The sequence below is a fragment of the Modestobacter sp. SYSU DS0511 genome (assembly GCF_054050755.1).
Genome location: NZ_JBJGZY010000030.1, coordinates 1 through 16,663, shown reverse-complemented (window position 1 = coordinate 16,663; position 16,663 = coordinate 1). Strand labels below are relative to the sequence as shown.

General features: G+C 75.1%; 20 protein-coding genes and 1 riboswitch. Of the genes, 9 read left to right on the top strand and 11 right to left on the bottom strand.

Annotated features, from left to right (window positions below; all coding sequences use genetic code 11):
- Positions 1 to 43: 43 nt before the first annotated feature.
- Genes ACI783_RS14760 through ACI783_RS14750 form a run of 3 tightly spaced genes read right to left on the bottom strand, consistent with a single transcriptional unit; the run spans position 44 to position 2,203 of the window.
- Positions 44 to 583, bottom strand: coding sequence for a gamma carbonic anhydrase family protein (locus ACI783_RS14760; protein WP_457141141.1), 540 nt, complete (start codon positions 581 to 583; stop codon positions 44 to 46).
- On the bottom strand, positions 580 to 1,470 hold the full coding sequence (locus tag ACI783_RS14755; RefSeq protein ID WP_457141140.1) for an NAD(P)H-hydrate dehydratase: 891 nt from the start codon (positions 1,468 to 1,470) through the stop codon (positions 580 to 582). The genes ACI783_RS14760 and ACI783_RS14755 overlap by 4 nt, the downstream gene beginning before the upstream one ends.
- Positions 1,451 to 2,203, bottom strand: coding sequence for a histidine phosphatase family protein (locus ACI783_RS14750; protein WP_457141139.1), 753 nt, complete (start codon positions 2,201 to 2,203; stop codon positions 1,451 to 1,453). Before ACI783_RS14750 ends, ACI783_RS14755 begins: the two co-directional genes overlap by 20 nt.
- 125 nt (positions 2,204 to 2,328) lie before the next feature.
- On the opposite strand from ACI783_RS14750, the gene ACI783_RS14745 reads away from it, so the two are divergent.
- Positions 2,329 to 2,580, top strand: coding sequence for a YdeI/OmpD-associated family protein (locus tag ACI783_RS14745; RefSeq protein WP_457141138.1), 252 nt, complete (start codon positions 2,329 to 2,331; stop codon positions 2,578 to 2,580).
- Between the two features lie 23 nt (positions 2,581 to 2,603).
- Positions 2,604 to 2,936 carry a YdeI/OmpD-associated family protein gene (locus ACI783_RS14740; RefSeq protein WP_457141137.1) on the top strand — a complete coding sequence of 111 codons (333 nt, stop codon included), beginning with the start codon at positions 2,604 to 2,606 and terminating at the stop codon, positions 2,934 to 2,936.
- An 18-nt stretch (positions 2,937 to 2,954) separates the two neighbouring features.
- Here ACI783_RS14740 and ACI783_RS14735 read toward each other — a convergent pair whose 3' ends face one another.
- The 4 genes from ACI783_RS14735 to ACI783_RS14720 form a co-directional block, all read right to left on the bottom strand.
- On the bottom strand, positions 2,955 to 3,956 hold the full coding sequence (locus tag ACI783_RS14735) for a C40 family peptidase (protein ID WP_457141136.1): 1,002 nt from the start codon (positions 3,954 to 3,956) through the stop codon (positions 2,955 to 2,957).
- A gap of 132 nt (positions 3,957 to 4,088) precedes the next feature.
- Positions 4,089 to 4,568: a hypothetical protein gene (locus tag ACI783_RS14730; RefSeq protein ID WP_457141135.1), complete on the bottom strand. Its 480-nt coding sequence runs from the start codon at positions 4,566 to 4,568 to the stop codon at positions 4,089 to 4,091.
- 120 nt (positions 4,569 to 4,688) lie between these two features.
- Positions 4,689 to 4,994, bottom strand: coding sequence for a hypothetical protein (locus ACI783_RS14725; RefSeq protein ID WP_457141134.1), 306 nt, complete (start codon positions 4,992 to 4,994; stop codon positions 4,689 to 4,691).
- Between the two features lie 291 nt (positions 4,995 to 5,285).
- On the bottom strand, positions 5,286 to 6,719 hold the full coding sequence (locus tag ACI783_RS14720; protein ID WP_457141133.1) for a glycine hydroxymethyltransferase: 1,434 nt from the start codon (positions 6,717 to 6,719) through the stop codon (positions 5,286 to 5,288).
- Positions 6,720 to 6,739: 20 nt separating this feature from the next.
- Positions 6,740 to 6,822, bottom strand: a riboswitch (ZMP/ZTP riboswitch).
- Between the two features lie 136 nt (positions 6,823 to 6,958).
- Between ACI783_RS14720 and ACI783_RS14715 the strand changes: the two genes are divergently transcribed.
- Positions 6,959 to 7,558, top strand: coding sequence for a helix-turn-helix domain-containing protein (locus ACI783_RS14715; protein ID WP_457141132.1), 600 nt, complete (start codon positions 6,959 to 6,961; stop codon positions 7,556 to 7,558).
- Between the two features lie 62 nt (positions 7,559 to 7,620).
- The gene (locus ACI783_RS14710) at positions 7,621 to 7,839 is read left to right on the top strand and encodes a hypothetical protein (protein WP_457141131.1); all 219 of its coding nucleotides are present in this window, start codon (positions 7,621 to 7,623) and stop codon (positions 7,837 to 7,839) included.
- A 110-nt stretch (positions 7,840 to 7,949) separates the two neighbouring features.
- Here the strand turns inward: ACI783_RS14710 and ACI783_RS14705 are convergent, their stop codons facing one another.
- The gene (locus tag ACI783_RS14705; RefSeq protein ID WP_457141130.1) at positions 7,950 to 9,350 is read right to left on the bottom strand and encodes a metallopeptidase TldD-related protein; all 1,401 of its coding nucleotides are present in this window, start codon (positions 9,348 to 9,350) and stop codon (positions 7,950 to 7,952) included.
- Positions 9,347 to 10,858 (bottom strand): TldD/PmbA family protein, encoded by a 1,512-nt coding sequence (locus ACI783_RS14700; protein WP_457141129.1) that lies wholly within the window; start codon positions 10,856 to 10,858, stop codon positions 9,347 to 9,349. The genes ACI783_RS14705 and ACI783_RS14700 overlap by 4 nt, the downstream gene beginning before the upstream one ends.
- Before the next feature lie 53 nt (positions 10,859 to 10,911).
- On the opposite strand from ACI783_RS14700, the gene ACI783_RS14695 reads away from it, so the two are divergent.
- Positions 10,912 to 11,715 carry an MBL fold metallo-hydrolase gene (locus ACI783_RS14695; RefSeq protein WP_457141128.1) on the top strand — a complete coding sequence of 268 codons (804 nt, stop codon included), beginning with the start codon at positions 10,912 to 10,914 and terminating at the stop codon, positions 11,713 to 11,715.
- A gap of 32 nt (positions 11,716 to 11,747) precedes the next feature.
- On the opposite strand, the gene ACI783_RS14690 is transcribed toward ACI783_RS14695, so the two are convergent.
- Entirely contained in the window at positions 11,748 to 12,572 is an 825-nt protein-coding gene (locus ACI783_RS14690; protein ID WP_457141127.1) for a sulfite exporter TauE/SafE family protein, read from the bottom strand.
- Positions 12,573 to 12,791: 219 nt separating this feature from the next.
- On the opposite strand from ACI783_RS14690, the gene ACI783_RS14685 reads away from it, so the two are divergent.
- Entirely contained in the window at positions 12,792 to 13,178 is a 387-nt protein-coding gene (locus ACI783_RS14685) for a cupin domain-containing protein (protein ID WP_457141126.1), read from the top strand.
- Positions 13,179 to 13,187: 9 nt separating this feature from the next.
- Here ACI783_RS14685 and ACI783_RS14680 read toward each other — a convergent pair whose 3' ends face one another.
- On the bottom strand, positions 13,188 to 14,480 hold the full coding sequence (locus tag ACI783_RS14680; protein ID WP_457141125.1) for an amidohydrolase family protein: 1,293 nt from the start codon (positions 14,478 to 14,480) through the stop codon (positions 13,188 to 13,190).
- A gap of 72 nt (positions 14,481 to 14,552) precedes the next feature.
- Here ACI783_RS14680 and ACI783_RS14675 point away from each other — a divergent pair, with 72 nt between their 5' ends.
- Genes ACI783_RS14675 through ACI783_RS14665 form a run of 3 tightly spaced genes read left to right on the top strand, consistent with a single transcriptional unit; the run spans position 14,553 to position 16,533 of the window.
- The gene (locus ACI783_RS14675; protein WP_457141124.1) at positions 14,553 to 15,248 is read left to right on the top strand and encodes a DedA family protein; all 696 of its coding nucleotides are present in this window, start codon (positions 14,553 to 14,555) and stop codon (positions 15,246 to 15,248) included.
- Positions 15,245 to 15,922, top strand: coding sequence for an HAD-IA family hydrolase (locus ACI783_RS14670; protein ID WP_457141123.1), 678 nt, complete (start codon positions 15,245 to 15,247; stop codon positions 15,920 to 15,922). The genes ACI783_RS14675 and ACI783_RS14670 overlap by 4 nt, the downstream gene beginning before the upstream one ends.
- Positions 15,919 to 16,533, top strand: coding sequence for an alpha/beta hydrolase family protein (locus tag ACI783_RS14665; protein WP_457141122.1), 615 nt, complete (start codon positions 15,919 to 15,921; stop codon positions 16,531 to 16,533). The genes ACI783_RS14670 and ACI783_RS14665 overlap by 4 nt, the downstream gene beginning before the upstream one ends.
- The last annotated feature ends 130 nt before the right edge of the window (positions 16,534 to 16,663 follow it).

Genomic DNA, 16,663 nt, shown 5'->3' with positions numbered 1-16,663 from the left:
GTGACCGGCCGGCCGACCCGGTCCCGGAGCTCGGCCTCGCTCATCACCCCACCCGGCGGACGGCGCGGTGGGCGTCGAGCCGGTCGGTGTAGCTCACCGCGTTCGCCCGGATCGCGGCGACGTCGTCCGCGGTGGTCGGCCGGCGCACCTTCGCCGGCACCCCGGCGACCAGCGAGTTCGGCGGCACCACGGTGCCCTGGAGGACCACGGCCCCGGCGGCGACGATCGAGCCGGTGCCGATGTGCGCCCCGTTGAGCACGGTGCAGCCCATCCCGATGAGCACCTCGTCGTCCACCCGACAGCCGTGCAGCACCACCCCGTGGCCGACGGTGACGCGCTCACCCAGCACCAGGGGGAAGCCCGGGTCGCTGTGCAGGGTCGAGCCGTCCTGCACGTTCGAGTCGGCGCCGATCTCGATCACCTCGGTGTCGGCGCGGGCCACCGCGCCGTACCAGATGCTCGCCCGCGGGCCGAGCGTCACCCGGCCGACGACGACCGCCGTCGGCGCGACGAACGCCTGCTCGTGGACCGCCGGTGCGCCGTAGGCCAGCTCCCCGAGGAACGCGCCGTCCGCGGCGGTCACAGGTCGACCTCGGCCAGCACCCGCGGCACCTCCGGCGGCAGCTCGCGGGCCAGGAAGCCGAGCCGCCCGACCCGCGCGGCCAACCGCTCACCCGACCGGCCGTGCAGGTGCGCCGCCCAGACCGCGGCCTGCGCGGGCTCCGCGCCCCGGGCGAGCAGCCCGGCCACGATCCCGGCCCGCACGTCGCCGGAGCCGGAGACCCCCAGCCCCGCGCCGCCGCTCTCGTCCTGCCACGAGCGGCCGTCCGGGGCGACGACCCAGCTGGTGGCCCCACCGAGCCCGACCACGGCCTGCGCCTCGTCGGCCAGCCGCCGGGCCGCCCCGGCCGGGTCGTCGTCGACCTCGTCGTGTTCCACGTGCAACGCGATGGCCAGCTCGGTCGGGTTCGGGGTCAGCACGACCTGCCCGCCGAGGTGGTGCAGGCAGCCCGGTTCGGCGGTGACCGCGGCCAGCCCCAGCGCGTCCAGCGCGACCGGCCCGTCCAGGTGGGGCAGCAGCTGCTCGACCAGCCCCCGGGTCTCCGCCTCGTCGGCCATGCCCGGGCCGATGAGCACGGCCGAGGCGCGCTGCGCAAGGTCGAGCACCAGCTCGGCCGACGACGCCCGGATCGCGCCCTCCTCCGTGTGCGGCACCCCGCGGACCAGCGCCTCCGGCAGCGAGATCGACACGTGCGGGGCCACCTTGGAGGGGACGACGACCTGCAGCTTGCCGGCGCCGGAGCGCAGCGCGGCCTCGGCGGCCAGCAGCACCGCGCCGACGGTCTCGGTGCTGCCGCCGACGACGAGGATCGAGCCGCGCGCCTCCTTGCCCCCGGTCGGCTCCGGCAGCCGCCAGCCCCGCAGCACGTGCGGGGTCACGAAGGTGGGCTCAGGCCGGGCGTGGGACATCGTTCTCCTCGGTCACGGGCGCCTCGGCGGGCTCGGCGTCGGTCAGGTGGTGCACGGCGTTGAACTCGACCAGCCGGAGCTCGCCGGCGTCGTCCCGGCGGTAGCGGGTGACCGAGGTGTTGGCGACCCGCTCGCGCCGGTCGATCTCCAGCAGGTCGGGCTCGGCAAGCTCCTCCAGCACGTAGCGGAAGACCATGATCACGGCCTGGTGGGAGAAGCAGGCCAGCCGCTCGCCGTCGTGCCGCAGCGCCTCGGTGGCCAGCAGGCTGCGGATCCGCAGGGCGACGTCGGCCCAGCTCTCGCCGCCCGGCGGGCGGTACCAGAACTTGCCCAGGTGGGCGCGGCGCTCGGCCTCGTCGGGGAAGCGCTCGCGGATGCCGGCCCCGGTCATGCCATCGAAGGCGCCGAAGTCCCGCTCCCGCAGGCGCTCGTCGAACCGCACCGGCAGATCCAACCCGCTGGCGGCGACCGCGCGCCGCGCGGTGTCGGCCGCGCGGGCGAAGGGGGAGCTCAGCACCGTGGTGGGCCGCTCGTCGGCGGGCAGTTCCGCCAGCCAGCGGCCCAGGGCGTCGGCCTGGTGCTCGCCGGTGTCCGACAGCGGGACGTCGGGGTCGCGGACGTCGAGCTCCAGCCGCTCCGCGCCGGTCCGGTGGGCGTGCGCGTCGGCGAGGTTGCCCACGCTCTCCCCGTGGCGGACCAGCCACAGCCGTGTCGGTCCCGGCACCCGCACCATGCCCGCTCCGTCCGCTCCGGGCACCGCCACCGGGCGCCGTCCGGGTGGCGGTAGCCCCGCCGCCATCCGGCGAAACCGTACGCAGACGGCTGGACGGTGCGCGGCCGGCTGGCGACGATGACCCGGTGGCGGACGACGGCGACCTCCCGGTGCTCTCCTTCGCCACGGCCGCGGACTTCGACGCCTGGCTGGCCGCCGAGCACGACCGGGCACCCGGGCTGTTCCTGAAGCTGGCGAGGAAGTCCTCCGGCATCCCCTCGATCACCGCGCCGGAGGCGGTGGAGGTGGCGCTGTGCCACGGCTGGATCGACGGCCGCAGCAACCGGCGGAAGGACCCCGTTCCCCCCACCCCTCGCAAGCTCGGGGCGGTGCCCTGAACGGGGCCGACAACGTGGCGACGGTGGCCCGGCTGATCGCCGAGGGGCGGATGCGCCCGGCCGGGCTCGCCCAGGTCGAGGCGGCGCAGGCCGACGGACGGTGGGACCGCGCCTACGCCGGGCCGGCCACCGTCACCGTGCCCGACGACCTGGCCGCGGCGCTGGCGGGGGTGCCGGCGGCCGCCGCGGCCTTCGCGGCGCTGCGGTCGCAGGACCGGTACACCGTCCTGCACCGGGTGCACACCGCGGTCACCCCGCAGACCCGCGCCAAGCGCATCGCCGCCGCCGTCCAGCAGCTGACCGAGGGGGCGGACACGGCCCCGTCCCGAGGCTCGCCCCGAGCCGGCGAGGGGTGAGGAGGACGGGGTCCTCTCTCAGCCGGTGACGCGGCGGGCGCCCACGTAGCCGCCCTTGTCCACGCTGGTCACCGCGACCGGCTTGCCGGTGACGCTGGCGTGCACCATCTGACCGTTGCCGATGTACATGCCGACGTGGCTGATCGGGGTGTAGAAGAAGACCAGGTCGCCGGGCTGCAGCTCGCTGCGCGACACCGGCACGCCCAGCTGGGCCTGCGCCCGGCTGGAGTGCGGCAGCGAGATGCCGGCGGCGGCGTAGGCGTACTGGGTGAGCCCGGAGCAGTCGAACCGGTCCGGGCCGCTCCCGCCGGGCAGGTACATGTCGCCGGTCTGGGCCAGGGCGGTCTGCACCGCCACGCCGGCGGCCGCGGTCGGCGCGGGGGCCGGGGCGGCGACGACGTCGGGGCCGGCGATCACCGTCTGCACCCGCACCTGGTCGGCGGCCGAGAGCCGGGCGAAGTCCGCCTGGTACCGGCTCATCTCGCTCTCGAGCTCGTCGTGCCGGCGCTGCAGGTCGGCCGCGGCCTGCGCGGCGGCGGCCGCTGCGTCGGTGGCCGCCTGCTGCGCCTGCTCGGCCGCGGTCCGGACGGCGGCGGCCTCGGCGACGACGGCGTCGGCGTGCGAGGCCAGCTGGTCCAGGGTGCTCATCTGCCGCACCAGCTCGTCGGCCGAGCCGCTGGTGAGGAAGGCGGCGAGGCGGCCGCGCGTGGTGCCCACGTACCCGGACTGGGCGATCGCCCGCAGCTGGGGCTCCAGCGCGTCGAGCTGCACCTGCGCGTCGGCGGCGGCGGCCGCGGCGGCACCGGCGGCGGCCCGCTGCTCCTCGGCGGTGGCGGTGGCCTGGTGCACGTCCTCGTCCAGCGCGCTGAGCTTCTGACCGGTCTCGGTGACCGCCTGGCGGGCCTGCTCGGCGGTGGCGGGGGCGGCGGAGGCCGTCGCGGGGACGAACGTGAGCGCCGCACCGGCACTCAGCGCCAGCGCTGCGCCCCGGGTCCACCGGCGAGTGGTCGATCGGGTCACCGTGCCTCCGTCTGCGCGAGGCGGCCCGGGGAAGGGGCGACGTGGTCCTCGCGCGTCAGGGACGGAACGTAAGGACGCGCGGACGGCGCGTCGCCCACGGCGCGCCGGGGGACGATCGGTCCGCCCGGCGGGTCAGTCCCAGAGGCCCCGAGTGCCACTCCTGCCCCGTGCGGACGGCACCAGGCGGTCCGCGACAGTGCCGGTGGCGAAGGAGTAGACCGCCTTGTGCAGGACGTCGACGACCTGGTCGGACCGGCTCCACGTCCACGGCGGTGCGCCGACGCCGGTGGTGTTCTCCAGCGTCTGGTCGACCGCCAGCCGCACCGAGGTGTGCCAGGCGTTCGCCCGCCAGCCGCGCAGGCCGGCCGCGGCCCAGACCCCGCGCAGCGCACCGACGGCGGCGCCGGTGCCCCAGTGCATGAGGTGGTTGCGCACCGGCGGGCGGGCCGACCCGGGCAGCCGGCGTCCGGTGGTCAGCGCGGTCAGCGTGCGGCCCGGCACGTAGGAGTTCGGCCGGCCGGTCAGCTGCTGCTCCAGCTTCTCCCCCGCCGTCATCACCGCGACGCCGGCGAGGCCGGCCAGGGCACCACGGACTGCTGCTCGTCGCCACATGGACTCGGGCCTACCCGCCCGGCGACCCGGTGCAACCACCGGGGGCGGCCCGGGAACGACTCGAGGCCGCCCGCCGGTTCCCCCGGCGGGCGGCCTCGAGTCGATCGGGCCGGGCAGTGCTCAGCCGGCCAGCGGCTCCTGGCACTCGAGCGCCTCGACGACGGCGACGTCGCGCAGGATCGCGGCGAGCTCGGCGGAGGTCCACGCCTCGCAGCAGTCGCAGGCGCCGCTGTCGGTGAAGCTGCGCAGGCCCAGGCTGCCGCCGGCCTGGTCCTCGGCGAGGGCGAGCTGCCCGTCGGCCGGGTTGCGGTGGCAGCGGCAGGAGGCGGCGCACATGCCCAGCCCCCACCCGGAGACGATCACGGACGGGCCGTTCTCGTGGACCTTGCCCAGCTGGAAGATCGAGGGCTTCTGTCGGTACGTCATGGCTGTGCTCCCCTCGCCGTCCTGCCGGAGCAGGGGGTCGTCGTCGGCGTCAGGGAAAAAGTAGACGGGAATCAGGTTTCAGGCGGGTGACTCACGGGAAAGAGAGTTCGAATCGCCGGTTGGCGGTGTGCACCCGCCCCACTCGTCGCGCTCGTCCCATCCGTCCCGGTCTCCGTGGCGCCCGCTGGTCACGTCAGCCGGTTGCGGTCCACGGGCCCCCGGGTGGCGACCGGGTCCCGGACGCACGAACGGCCGCCTCCCCCGGAGGGGAGACGGCCGTCCACGAGCGCGTCAGCGACCGGTGAGGTCGACCTCGGGGTAGAGCGGGTGGGCGCCGACGATCTCGGCGGCCCGGGTGCGCACGCGCTCGGCCACCGTCTCGTCGAGCCGGTACTTGACCTTGGACTCGCCCTCGGGCCGGGTGTTGTCCAGCACGTCGGCGATCAGGTCGCCCACCTCGGCCAGCTCGGCCTCGCGCAGCCCGCGGGTGGTCAGCGCGGGGGTGCCCAGCCGGACGCCGGTGGTGTACCAGGGGCCGTTCGGATCGGCCGGGACGGCGTTGCGGTTGGTGACCAGGCCGGCGTCCAGGAGCGCGGACTCGGCCTGCCGGCCGGTCAGCCCGAAGGTGCGCACGTCCATCAGCACCAGGTGGTTGTCGGTGCCGCCGGTGACCAGCCGGACGCCGCGCTTCTGCAGCCCCCCGGCCAGCGCCTGGGCGTTGTCGACGATCTGCTGGGCGTAGCCGGCGAAGTCCGGACGGCGGGCCTCGGCGAAGGCGACCGCCTTGGCGGCCATCACGTGCGGCAGCGGGCCGCCGAGCACCATCGGGCAGCCGCGGTCGACCGAGGGCGCGTACTCGTCGGTGCACAGCACCATGCCGCCGCGCGGCCCGCGCAGCGACTTGTGCGTGGTGGTGGTGACGACGTCGGCGTGCGGCACCGGGTCGAAGTCACCGGTGAGCACCTTGCCGGCCACCAGGCCGGCGAAGTGGGCCATGTCGACCATCAGCGTGGCGCCGACCTCGTCGGCGATCTCCCGCATCTTCGCGAAGTCCACCCGGCGCGGGTAGGCGGAGTACCCGGCGAGCAGGATCAGCGGGCGGAACTCGCGGGCCCGCTCGCGCAGCGCGGCGTAGTCGATCAGCCCGGTCTCCGGGTCGGTGCCGTAGCTGGACTGCTCGAACATCTTGCCGGAGATGTTCGGCCGGAAGCCGTGGGTGAGGTGCCCACCGGCGTCCAGGGACATGCCCAGCATCCGCTGGGTGCCGAAGGACCGGCGCAGCCGCTCCCAGTCCTCCTCGGTCATCGCGTCGACGTTCTTCACGCCGGCCTCGGCCAGCGCGGGGGTCTCGACCCGGTGGGCCAGGATCGACCAGAAGGCGACCAGGTTGGCGTCGATGCCCGAGTGCGGCTGCACGTAGGCGTGGTCGGCGCCGAAGAGCTCGCGGGCGTGCTCGGCGGCGAGCCGCTCCACCGTGTCGACGTTCTGGCAGGCGGCGTAGAACCGGCGCCCCACGGTGCCCTCGGCGTACTTGTCGCTCAGCCAGTTGCCCATGGCCAGCAGCACGGCCGGGGAGGCGTAGTTCTCGCTGGCGATGAGCTTGAGGCTCTCGCGCTGGTCGGTGAGCTCCTGCCCGATCGCCGCGGCGACCCGGGGCTCGACCTGCGCGATGACGTCGAGGGCGCTGGTGAAGGCGGCCGTCTCGCGGGTGACGGTGCTGGTCATGGCTCTCCTCCGGGAGGACGACGGGGAGCCCAGGCGCGCGGCACGGCTTCGGAGCCGCTCCCCGGTGGTCGTCCACCTGTCTGCGCCAGTCACGGCCCGGTTCCCAGGGTAGCCAGCCCGCCGGGTGGTGGGCCAGAGCGGTGCTTCTCGGCGACCGCCTCCGTGGTGACCGTCACTCCCCACTGCGGCGACGACCGCCCCTGCTTGACAAACCCGGTTGCCACGGCGGCAATGAAGGGGTGACGGACGACGGTGCCCTGCCCCAGGAGGTGCTCGACGCGGTCGGGCCGCGGCTGCGGGCGCTCCGGCAGGAGCGGCAGGTGACCCTCGCCCAGGTGTCGGCCGCCACCGGCATCTCGGTGAGCACGCTGTCCCGGCTGGAGTCCGGTGGCCGGCGGCCCACCCTGGAGCTGCTGTTGCCGCTGGCCCGGGTGCACCAGGTGACCCTCGACGAGCTGGTCGACGCCCCACCCACCGGGGACCCGCGGGTGCACGCCCGGCCGATCGTGCGGCACGGCGTCACCCACCTGCCGCTCACCCGCCGCCCCGGTGGCGTGCAGGCGTTCAAGATGATCTTCCCGCCGGGGGTCCACACCGAGGACCGGACGCAGAAGACCCACGAGGGGTACGAGTGGATGTACGTGCTCTCCGGGCAGCTGCGCCTGCAGCTCGCCGAGCACGACCTCACCCTCGGCCCCGGTGAGGTCGTCGAGTTCGACACCCGCACCCCGCACTGGTTCGGCAACACCAGCAGCTCGCCCGCCGAGGCGCTGGCGCTGTTCGGCCCGCAGGGCGAGCGGATGCACGTCCGCGCCCGCCCGGCCCGCGGCGCGGACTGACCGGTCCGTCACCTCCCGGCGGTGTTCCGGACACCTCGCGGGGTAGTCGACCACCCATGTCGATGAGCGCACCGATCGAGCCCGACCTGCCGCACCGCGACCAGGGGATCCCCGCCGCCGACCCCGGAGCCGGGGCTCCCGACACCGCCGAGGGGTTCGGCATCGGCGGCGAGGAGCCGGACACCCCCGAGCAGACCGACGAGCAGCAGCGGGAGGCCGCCGAGCCCGAGCACACGGCCTTCCGCACCCCGGACCCCGACGAGGTCGGTCCCGAGCAGTAGCCCCGCCGTCGCCGTTGTGCACCGGCCGTCGCTCCCGCTCCGGCGGAACCGACGACCAGGGCGCAACGGCGGGCGGACAGGCTGGCGCTCGGTCGATGCTCCCGGGACCGTCAGCTGGCGGGGGACACCGAGCTCATGTTGAAGTCCGGCACCCGCAGCGTCGGCATCGCGGCGCGGGTGAACCAGTCGTTCCACTCCCGCGGCAGGGTCCGCTCGGTGACGCTGGCCTGGGTGGCCCGGGCGAGCAGGTCGACCGGCGACTCGTTGAACCGGAAGTTGTTCACCGCGCCGGTGACCTCCCCGTTCTCCACCAGGAAGACGCCGTCGCGGGTCAACCCGGTGAGCAGCAGGGTCTGCGGGTCGACCTCGCGGATGTACCAGAGCGTGGTGAGCAGCAACCCCCGCTCGGTTCCCGCGATCATCTCGGCCTGCGAGGCGGTGGCGTTCGGGTCGGTGAGGATCAGGTTGTCGACGGCCGCGGTCGCCGGGGCGGTCTGCTTCAGCGCCCAGGTCCGCGGCCGGATCAGGTTGGTCAGCACGCCCTCGCGGATCCAGTCGACCGCCGGCGTCGCCATGCCGTTGTCGAAGACCGACGCCGTCCCCGACGAGCCGCCGACCACCTGGAACGGCGCGGCTTCCAGGCCGGCGGCGTTCGGGTCGCTGCGCAGCGTGAGCGGCAGCTGGGCGAGCCGGTCACCGATCCGGTTGCCACCGCCGGCCCGGGCGTAGACGCTGCGCCCCTCGTCGGCGTCCCGCGCCGCCATCGTCCAGTACGCGTAGATCATCAGGTCGCTCACCGCCGACGGCGGCAGCAGCGTCTCGTACCGGCCCGCCGGCAGCTCGACCCGCCGCTGCGACCAGGCCATCTTCTGCTGCACCTCGGCGGCCAGCGCCGCGACCGAGACGTCGGAGAAGTCGCGGGAGCCGACGCCGGCCCAGACCGACCGGCCGAAGTCGCGGTCCTTGCCGTTCAGCTCGACCCGGCCGGTGGGCTGGTCGTGCCGCAGCCGCAGCCCGGTCGAGGTGCCCAGGTAGGTGGTGGCCATCGAGTGCTCGGCGAAGCCGAACAGCAGCTCGTCGCGGCCGCGGGCCCCGGCGAACGCCTCGCCCAGCGCGGGGGCGAACTCGCCGAACACGCCGATCGAGGTCTCCGCCGGCGGGGCGTCCCAGTCGCCGGCGCCGGGCGACGCTCCGCTGTCCCCCGGCGTGACCAGCGGCATCGCGTCCTCGGCCGGGCCGGCGTCGCGGGCGGCCTGCTCGCTCATCGCGACCAGCTCGGCGACGTCCGGGGTGCCGGTGCGGGCGACCGTGCCCACGGCCGTCCCGGCCCCGCCGTCGACGAAGCTGATGACGACGACCTGGCGGGACCGCATCGCCCCGTTCGTGGTGAGGCTGTTGGACGCCCAGCGCAGGTTGGCCTCCGAGCTCTCGACCACGTAGGTGACCTGCCCGTCGACCGTCGACGCCGCCAGCGCCCGCTCGACGATCTCCTGGGGGGCGAGCTGGCTCATCGGCCGGACTCCTGCGCGGTGTTGAGGATCGTCGTGTTCTCGAACAGCGCGACCGGGCAGCCGTGGCTGACCGCCGCGGTCTGGCCGGGCTGGGCCTTGCCGCAGTTGAGGGCGCCGCCCAGCTGATAGGTCTGCGGACCCCCGACGACGCTCATCGAGCCCCAGAAGTCCGTCGTCGTCGCCTGGTAGGCGACGTCGCGCAGCTGACCGGCGAGCCGACCGTGCTCGATCCTGTAGAACCGCTGCCCGGTGAACTGGAAGTTGTAGCGCTGCATGTCGATCGACCAGCTCTTGTCGCCGACGACGTAGATGCCGCGCTCGACCCCGGCGATGAGCTCCTCGGTGGCGGGGCCGGCCGGGTCGGGCTGCAGCGAGACGTTGGCCATCCGCTGCACCGGCACGTGCGCGGCGGAGTCGGCGAAGGCGCAGCCGTTGGAGCGGTCCATGCCCCGCAGCCGGGCCATGTTCCGGTCGACCTGGTAGCCGACCAGGACGCCGTCCCGGATGAGGTCCCACTGCTGGCCGGCGACGCCCTCGTCGTCCCAGCCGACGGTGGACAGCCCGTGCTCGGCGGTGCGGTCACCGGTGACGTTCATCAGCGGCGAGCCGTACTGCAGGGTGCCGAGCTTGTCGGGCGTCGCGAAGGAGGTGCCGGCGTAGGCGGCCTCGTAGCCCAGCGCGCGGTCGAGCTCGGTGGCGTGGCCGATCGACTCGTGGATGGTCAACCACAGGTTCGTCGGGTCGACGACGAGGTCGTAGCGGCCGGCCTCGACCGAGGGCGCCTTGGTCTTCTCCCGCAGCAGCTCGGGGATCTCGGCGAGCTCACCGCGCCAGTCCCAGTGGCCGGCGGTGAGGTACTCCCAGCCGCGGCCGACCGGCGGGGCCAGCGTGCGCATCGACTCGAACGCCCCGGTGGCCCGGTCGACGGTGAGCGCGGTGAACTCCGGCTCGATCCGCACCCGCTGCTGGCGGGTGCGGGTGCCGGCGGTGTCGGCGTAGAACTTCTGCTCCTTGACCTGCAGCACGCTGCTCTGCACGTGCTCCACCCCGTCGCCGGCCAGCAGCCGCTCGGACAGCTCGGTCATCAGCGCGGTCTTCTCCGCGTCCGGGACGGCGAACGGGTCGACCTCGTAGGCCGACACCCACTCGCCGTCGTACGCGGGCTCCGGGGCGAGCTCGACCCGGTCGGTGTTGACCGCCGCGGACACCTGCGCGACGGCGACGGCCTCCTCGGCGAGCCGCACCGCCTCGGCCGCGGTGAGCACCACCCCGGCCGCGAAGCCCCAGGTGCCCTCGTAGACGACCCGGACGGCGAGGCCCAGGTCCTCGCCGTCGGCCAGCGACTCCAGCCGGGCGTCGCGCAGCCGGACGGACTGGGTGCGGACCCGCTCGACCCGCAGGTCGGCGTGCTCGCACCCCAGGTCGACGGCCCGGGTCAGCGCGGCGTCGGCGAGGGCGGACAGCGGGAGGGCGAGGAACGACTCGTCCACCGAACGGGGTTGTGCCACGCGCCTGTGTCTACCAGGCATCGACGGCGGCCCCGCCGGGTAGCCGGTCGGGCATGACCGCGCCGGCAGACGACGTCACGCTCACCTTCGGCGGCACCGCGACGACGCTGCTGCGGCTGGGCCCGTTCACGCTGCTCACCGACCCGAACTTCCTGCACCGCGGCCAGCGGGCGCACCTGGGGTACGGCCTGCGCAGCAAGCGGCTCACCGACCCGGCGCTGGTGCCGGCACAGCTCCCGGAGCTGGATGCGATCCTGCTGTCCCACATGCACGGCGACCACTGGGACCGGATCGCCACCCGGGCGCTGCCGAAGGAGACCCCGGTGGTCACCACCCCGGAGGCGGCGCGCTGCCTGGGCAAGCGCGGCTTCGCCCAGACCTCCGACCTGCGGCCCTGGCAGACCCACGAGATCGGCTCCGGCGACGACGTCCTGCGGATCACCTCCGTGCCGGGGGTGCACGGGCCGGGCCCGCTGGCCCGGCTGCTGCCGGAGGTGATGGGCAGCGTGCTGGAGCTGGTGCGCGGCGGGGAGGTGACCTGGCGCGGCTACGTCAGCGGCGACACCCTCTACCGCCCGGTGCTGGGCGAGGTGCTGCAGCGCTGCGGGCCGCTGGACGTGCTGATCCCGCACCTGGGCGGCACCAGGATCGCCGGCATCACGGTGACGATGGACGCGCAGCAGGGCGCCGACCTGGTCGAGCTGCTGCAGCCGCCGGTGACGGTGCCGGTGCACTTCGACGACTACGGGGTGTTCGCCAGCCCGCTGGGCGACTTCGTCGCCGAGGTGGCCCGCCGCCGGGCCCCGGGGGAGATCCGCACCGTGGGTCGCGGTCAGACGATCTCGCTGCGCGCCTGACGGGCCGGCCCGCCGCCGGCCCCGCGGGTGCCTCACCGCAGGAGAGGGCGCACGTTCTCCGTCCAGACGTCCCAGCCGACCCGGCCGATCAACGCGGTGACGACGACCAGGAAGGCGACCCGGATGAAGCGGCTGCCCCGGGCGGTCGCCGTCCGCGCACCCAGGTAGGCCCCGCACGTGTTCGCCGCGGCGAGGAGGAGACCCAGACCCCAGAAGACCGCACCGTAGGGGACGAAGAAGAGCAGCGCCCCCAGGTTGGTGGCGACGTTCACGATCTTGGCCTTGGCGCTGGCGTTGAGGAAGTCGTACCCCAGCAGCGACACCAGGGCGAACACGAGGAACGACCCGGTGCCCGGCCCGAGGATGCCGTCGTAGAAGCCGATCCCGGCGCCCGTCACCGCGGCGACGCCGTGGTGACGACGCCCGCTGTGGCGCAACGCGGTCACCTCCCCGAGGGAGGGCCGCAGCACGGTGAACGCCGCGATCGCGATGAGCGCGACGACGATGACCGGCTTGAACACACTGGCCGGCAGCGCGGCGGCCACCGACGCCCCCGCGAAGCTGCACACCAGGGCCACCCCGGCCATCGGGAGGGCGGTCCGGAGATCGGGGTGCACCCGGCGGTGGTAGGTGACGGCGCTCGTCGTGGTGCCGAAGATCGAGGCCAGCTTGTTCGTCGCGAGGGCCTGGACCGGGCTCATCCCCGGGACCAGCAACAACGCGGGCAACTGCAGGAGGCCGCCGCCACCGACGACGGCGTCGATCCACCCGGCTGCCAGCGCGGCGACCAGCACGAGCGCGAGCACCTCGAGGGTCAGCCCGGCGGGGAGCAGGTCGCCCGGGAACGCGTCCGTCATCCCCGAGAGCTTCCCCCGGCCCACCGCGGGCCGGTGCGACGACGCGTGAGAGATCGGCGACTCCCGTCGACGACCTCCGTCCCCGGGATGACCGGGTGCGCCGGGCGGATCACCCCGGCGGCCGACGCCCGCTGACGCCGTCTGCCGCGCCGCGGCTGACCGGCACGGCCGTGACCGGGTTCGCGTGTACGGCATCCGCGCTGGGGGCACGGGGCTGCCGTGGAACCCCTGATCCGCGACAGCGCCGAGGTCGAGGCCGAGACCTGGGACGACCCGGTGCGCGGCAAGGTGTCCTTCCGGGTGCTGTTCAGCCAGGACCGGACGCCGACCGCCGCGCTCTACACCGGCCTGACCGAGCTGGCCCCCGACGGCTGGCTGGGCCTGCACCGGCACAGCGCGACCGAGGTCTACCACCTCGTCGAGGGCAGCGGCATCGTCGTCCTCGACGGGGTGGAGCACCCGGTGACCGCCGGTTCGGCGGTGTTCATCCCCGGCGACACCGAGCACGGCATCCGCAACACCGGTCCGGGGCCGCTGCGGTTCGTGTACGCGTTCCCGACCGACTCGTTCGACGACGTGCGCTACCGCTTCTCCGCGGAGGAGTGACCGCCCGGCTCAGCGGCCGGCGAGCCGCATCGCCCGGGTCTGCACGTCGGCGCGCAGCTCGGCCTCGTCGACCGTCGTCGACACCCCGTCCCGGACGACCTGCCGGCCGGCGACCCAGGTGTCGCGGACGTGCCGTGACCCGGCCGCCCAGACCAGGTGGGTGAGCAGGTCGGTGGCCTCGCCGACCGGGACGAAGGCGATGTCCTCGCTGTCGACGTGCACCAGGTCCGCCCGCCGGCCCGCGGTGAGCTGACCGAGGTCGTCGCGGCCGATCGCCGCGGCCGCCGCGCCGGTGGCCAGCCAGAACGCCTCCGGGGCGGTGAGGGCCGTGGCGTCCCGCTCGCGCAGCCGGGCCAGCTGGGCGGCCAGCCGCAGGTCCTCGAAGAGGTCCAGGTTGTCGTTGGACGCCGGGCCGTCGGTGCCCATGCCGACCCGGATGCCCAGGTCGAGCATGTCCCGCAGCCGGGCGGTGCCGCTGGCCAGCTTGGTGTTGCTGCCCGGGCAGTGCGCCACGGCGACGTCGTACTCCCGCCACAGCTCCAGGTCGCCGTCGTCCATGTGCACGCAGTGCGCGGCCAGCACCCGGCCGCCGAGCACGTCGTGGCTGGCCAGCAGCTGCGGCACGCTCGAGCCGTGCTGCGCCAGCAGCTCGGCGCCCTCGGTCGTGGTCTCCGCGACGTGCGTGGTGAGCAGCATGCCGTGCTCGCGGGCCACCTCGGCCGCCCGGGTGAGCACCGGCAGCGGCACCGTGTAGGCCGAGTGCGGGCCGATGCCCCACTCGACCTGCTCGTCGCCGGTGCCGGCCGACGCAGCCGCCCGGGCCAGCTGCTCGTCGAACGTGCCGAACCCGGGCAGTCCGATCAGCGGGTGGGTGATCACCCCGCGCGCTCCGGTGCGCCGCACCGCGGCGGCCATCCGGTCGGGGTGGAAGTACATCTCCACGCTGGTGGTCACGCCGTGGCGCAGCATCTCCGCCGACGCGGCGGTCATCGCCACCTCGACGTCCTCCGGGCTCAGCCGCGCCTCCCGCGGCCACATCACCTCGCGCAGCCACCGGTCCAGCGGCAGGCCCTCCCCCTGCCCGCGGAACAGCACCATCGGCGCGTGCGAGTGGGTGTTCACCATGCCGGGGGTGAGGACGCCGGGCAGCGCGGTCACCTCGGCGTCCGGCGCCTCCGGCGCGTCGGCGGCACCGCCCACCCAGCGGATGAGCCCGTCCTCGACGTCCAGCACGGCATCCGGGACGACGGTGCCGGCCCGGTCACCGACGACGACGGCCCGGGCGGTGAAGCGCTGCAGCATGAGAGCTGAACCTAGCCGGGCTGCGGCCGCGAGGCAGGGCGGACGCCCAGGTGACCCGGATACCGTGACGCCATGCACCCCCTCGCCCGGTCTGCCGAGGTGCTGGCCGCCACCTCCGACGAGGGTGGCATCACCGGCTTCCTGCTCGACCTGATCGAGAAGCTGGGCGCGGTGGGCGTCGGCCTGACCATCCTGATCGAGACGGTCGTCCCGCCGATCCCCAGCGAGGCGGTGCTCGGCGCCGCCGGGGTGCTGATCAACGACGGCCGGATGTCCGTCGTGCCGGTGATCATCTGGGCCACGATCGGGTCGGTGCTGGGCGCCACGGCCCTGTACTGGGTGGGCCGCCTGCTGGGTCCCCGCCGGTCGCACGCCTTCCTCGACCGGCTGCCGCTGGTGGAGACCTCCGACGTCGACCGGGCCTTCGCGTGGTTCGACCGGCACGGGCGGGGCGCGGTGTTCTTCGGCCGGATGGTGCCGATCGTGCGCAGCTTCGTCTCCGTGCCGGCCGGCGTGGTGAGGATGCCGTTCTGGCAGTTCCTGCTGTTCACCGCCGCGGGCAGCCTGCTGTGGAACTGCCTGCTGATCGGGCTGGGCGTGGCCGCCGGCGACTTCGTGCAGGCCAACCTGCAGTACCTGGACTACGCGGTGGTGGCTGCGGCCGTCATCGCGGTGGGCTGGTTCGTCTACAAGAAGGTGACCGGCCAGTACCGGCGTCCGCCGGATGCCGGTACCCACCTGCCTCTCGACCGGATGGACCAGCCGTGACCGAGCCCCGCACCCGGCCGGACGTCGTCGCGTTCGACGTCAACGAGACCCTGCTGGACCTCGCGCCCGTGCAGGCCGCCCTGGTCGAACGCGGGGAGCCCGGCCACCTGCTGAGCACGGTGTTCGCGCGCACCCTGGTCACCGGCTTCGCGGCTGCGGCCGTGGGCACGTGGTGCCGGTTCCGCGACGCGTTCGAGACCTCCCTGGCGCAGGTCACCGGCCTGCCGGCGGCCGAGTGCTCCGCGGTCGCCGACGCGTTCATGGAGCTCTCCCCGCACCCGGACGTCGAGCCGGCGCTGCGCCGGCTGGCCGAGGGCGGGGTGCGGGCGGTGACCCTCAGCCACGGCTCCCCCGGCGTCGCCGAGGCAGGCCTGTCCCGCGGTGGGGTGACGCCGCTGGTCGAGCGGACGCTCACCACCGAGTCGATCCGGGCGTGGAAACCGAACCGGGAGGCCTACCTGTGGGCCGCCGGGGTCTGTGACGTGGCACCGGAACGGATGGCACTGGTGGCTGCCCACTCCTGGGACGTGCTGGGCGCGGCCCGGGCCGGGCTGACCACCGGCTGGGTGGCCCGCACCGAGCAGGTGCCGGCCGCGGTGTTCGAGCCGCCGCACGTGCAGGGGCGTTCGCTGCCCGAGGTGGTCGACGCCCTGCTCGCCCTCCCCCCGGCGTGACGGCCTCCAACGTCCCCACCCCGCTCGGCCCGGCCCGGGTGCACCGCGACGACCCCGCCGGTGACGTGCGCGGCACCCTCGCGCTCGGCCACGGGGCCGGCGCCGGCAACGGCACCGCCGACCTGCTGGCCGTCTCGGCTGCGGCCTGCGCGGCCGGCTGGCGGGTGCTGCGGGTCGACCAGCCGTGGGTGGTCGCCGGCAAGCGGATCGCGCCCGCCCCGGCACGGCTGGACGAGGGCTGGACGGCGGTGCTCGCACACCTGCGGGACGACGGCGCGCTGACCGGCCCGCTGGTGCTCGGCGGCCGCAGCGCCGGCGCCCGGGTCGCCTGCCGCACCGCCGGGGCGCTCGGCGCCGCGGGCGTGCTCGGGCTGGCCTTCCCGCTGCACCCGCCGGGCAAGCCGGAGAAGAGCCGCGCGGCCGAGCTGCTGGGGGTCGGCACCCCGCTGCTGGTCGTGCAGGGGGAGACCGACGCCTTCGGCAGGCCGGCCGAGGTCGAGGCGGTGCTGCCCGGCCGGGTGCAGGCCGTCCCCGGCGACCACGGCCTGAAGAAGGACCCCGCCGCGGTCGCCACCGCCGTCGTCGACTGGCTGAGCACCCTGCCCGGCTGATCCGGGCGACCGCGCCACCAGGGTCACCCCGGGACAGTCGTGGGGGGGGGGGGGGGGGGGGGGGGGGGGGGGGGGGGGGGGGGGGGGGGGGGGGGGGGGGGGGGGGGGGGGGGGGGGGGGGGGGGGGGGG

Coding starts and splice junctions, on each gene's coding strand:
- ACI783_RS14755 (WP_457141140.1), bottom strand. CDS start 1,470: ATGTCCCACGCCCGGCCTGAGCCCACCTTCGTGACCCCGCACGTGCTG.
- ACI783_RS14750 (WP_457141139.1), bottom strand. CDS start 2,203: ATGGTGCGGGTGCCGGGACCGACACGGCTGTGGCTGGTCCGCCACGGG.
- ACI783_RS14730 (WP_457141135.1), bottom strand. CDS start 4,568: ATGTGGCGACGAGCAGCAGTCCGTGGTGCCCTGGCCGGCCTCGCCGGC.
- ACI783_RS14725 (WP_457141134.1), bottom strand. CDS start 4,994: ATGACGTACCGACAGAAGCCCTCGATCTTCCAGCTGGGCAAGGTCCAC.
- ACI783_RS14720 (WP_457141133.1), bottom strand. CDS start 6,719: ATGACCAGCACCGTCACCCGCGAGACGGCCGCCTTCACCAGCGCCCTC.
- ACI783_RS14710 (WP_457141131.1), top strand. CDS start 7,621: ATGAGCGCACCGATCGAGCCCGACCTGCCGCACCGCGACCAGGGGATC.
- ACI783_RS14705 (WP_457141130.1), bottom strand. CDS start 9,350: ATGAGCCAGCTCGCCCCCCAGGAGATCGTCGAGCGGGCGCTGGCGGCG.
- ACI783_RS14695 (WP_457141128.1), top strand. CDS start 10,912: ATGACCGCGCCGGCAGACGACGTCACGCTCACCTTCGGCGGCACCGCG.
- ACI783_RS14690 (WP_457141127.1), bottom strand. CDS start 12,572: ATGACGGACGCGTTCCCGGGCGACCTGCTCCCCGCCGGGCTGACCCTC.
- ACI783_RS14680 (WP_457141125.1), bottom strand. CDS start 14,480: ATGCTGCAGCGCTTCACCGCCCGGGCCGTCGTCGTCGGTGACCGGGCC.
- ACI783_RS14675 (WP_457141124.1), top strand. CDS start 14,553: ATGCACCCCCTCGCCCGGTCTGCCGAGGTGCTGGCCGCCACCTCCGAC.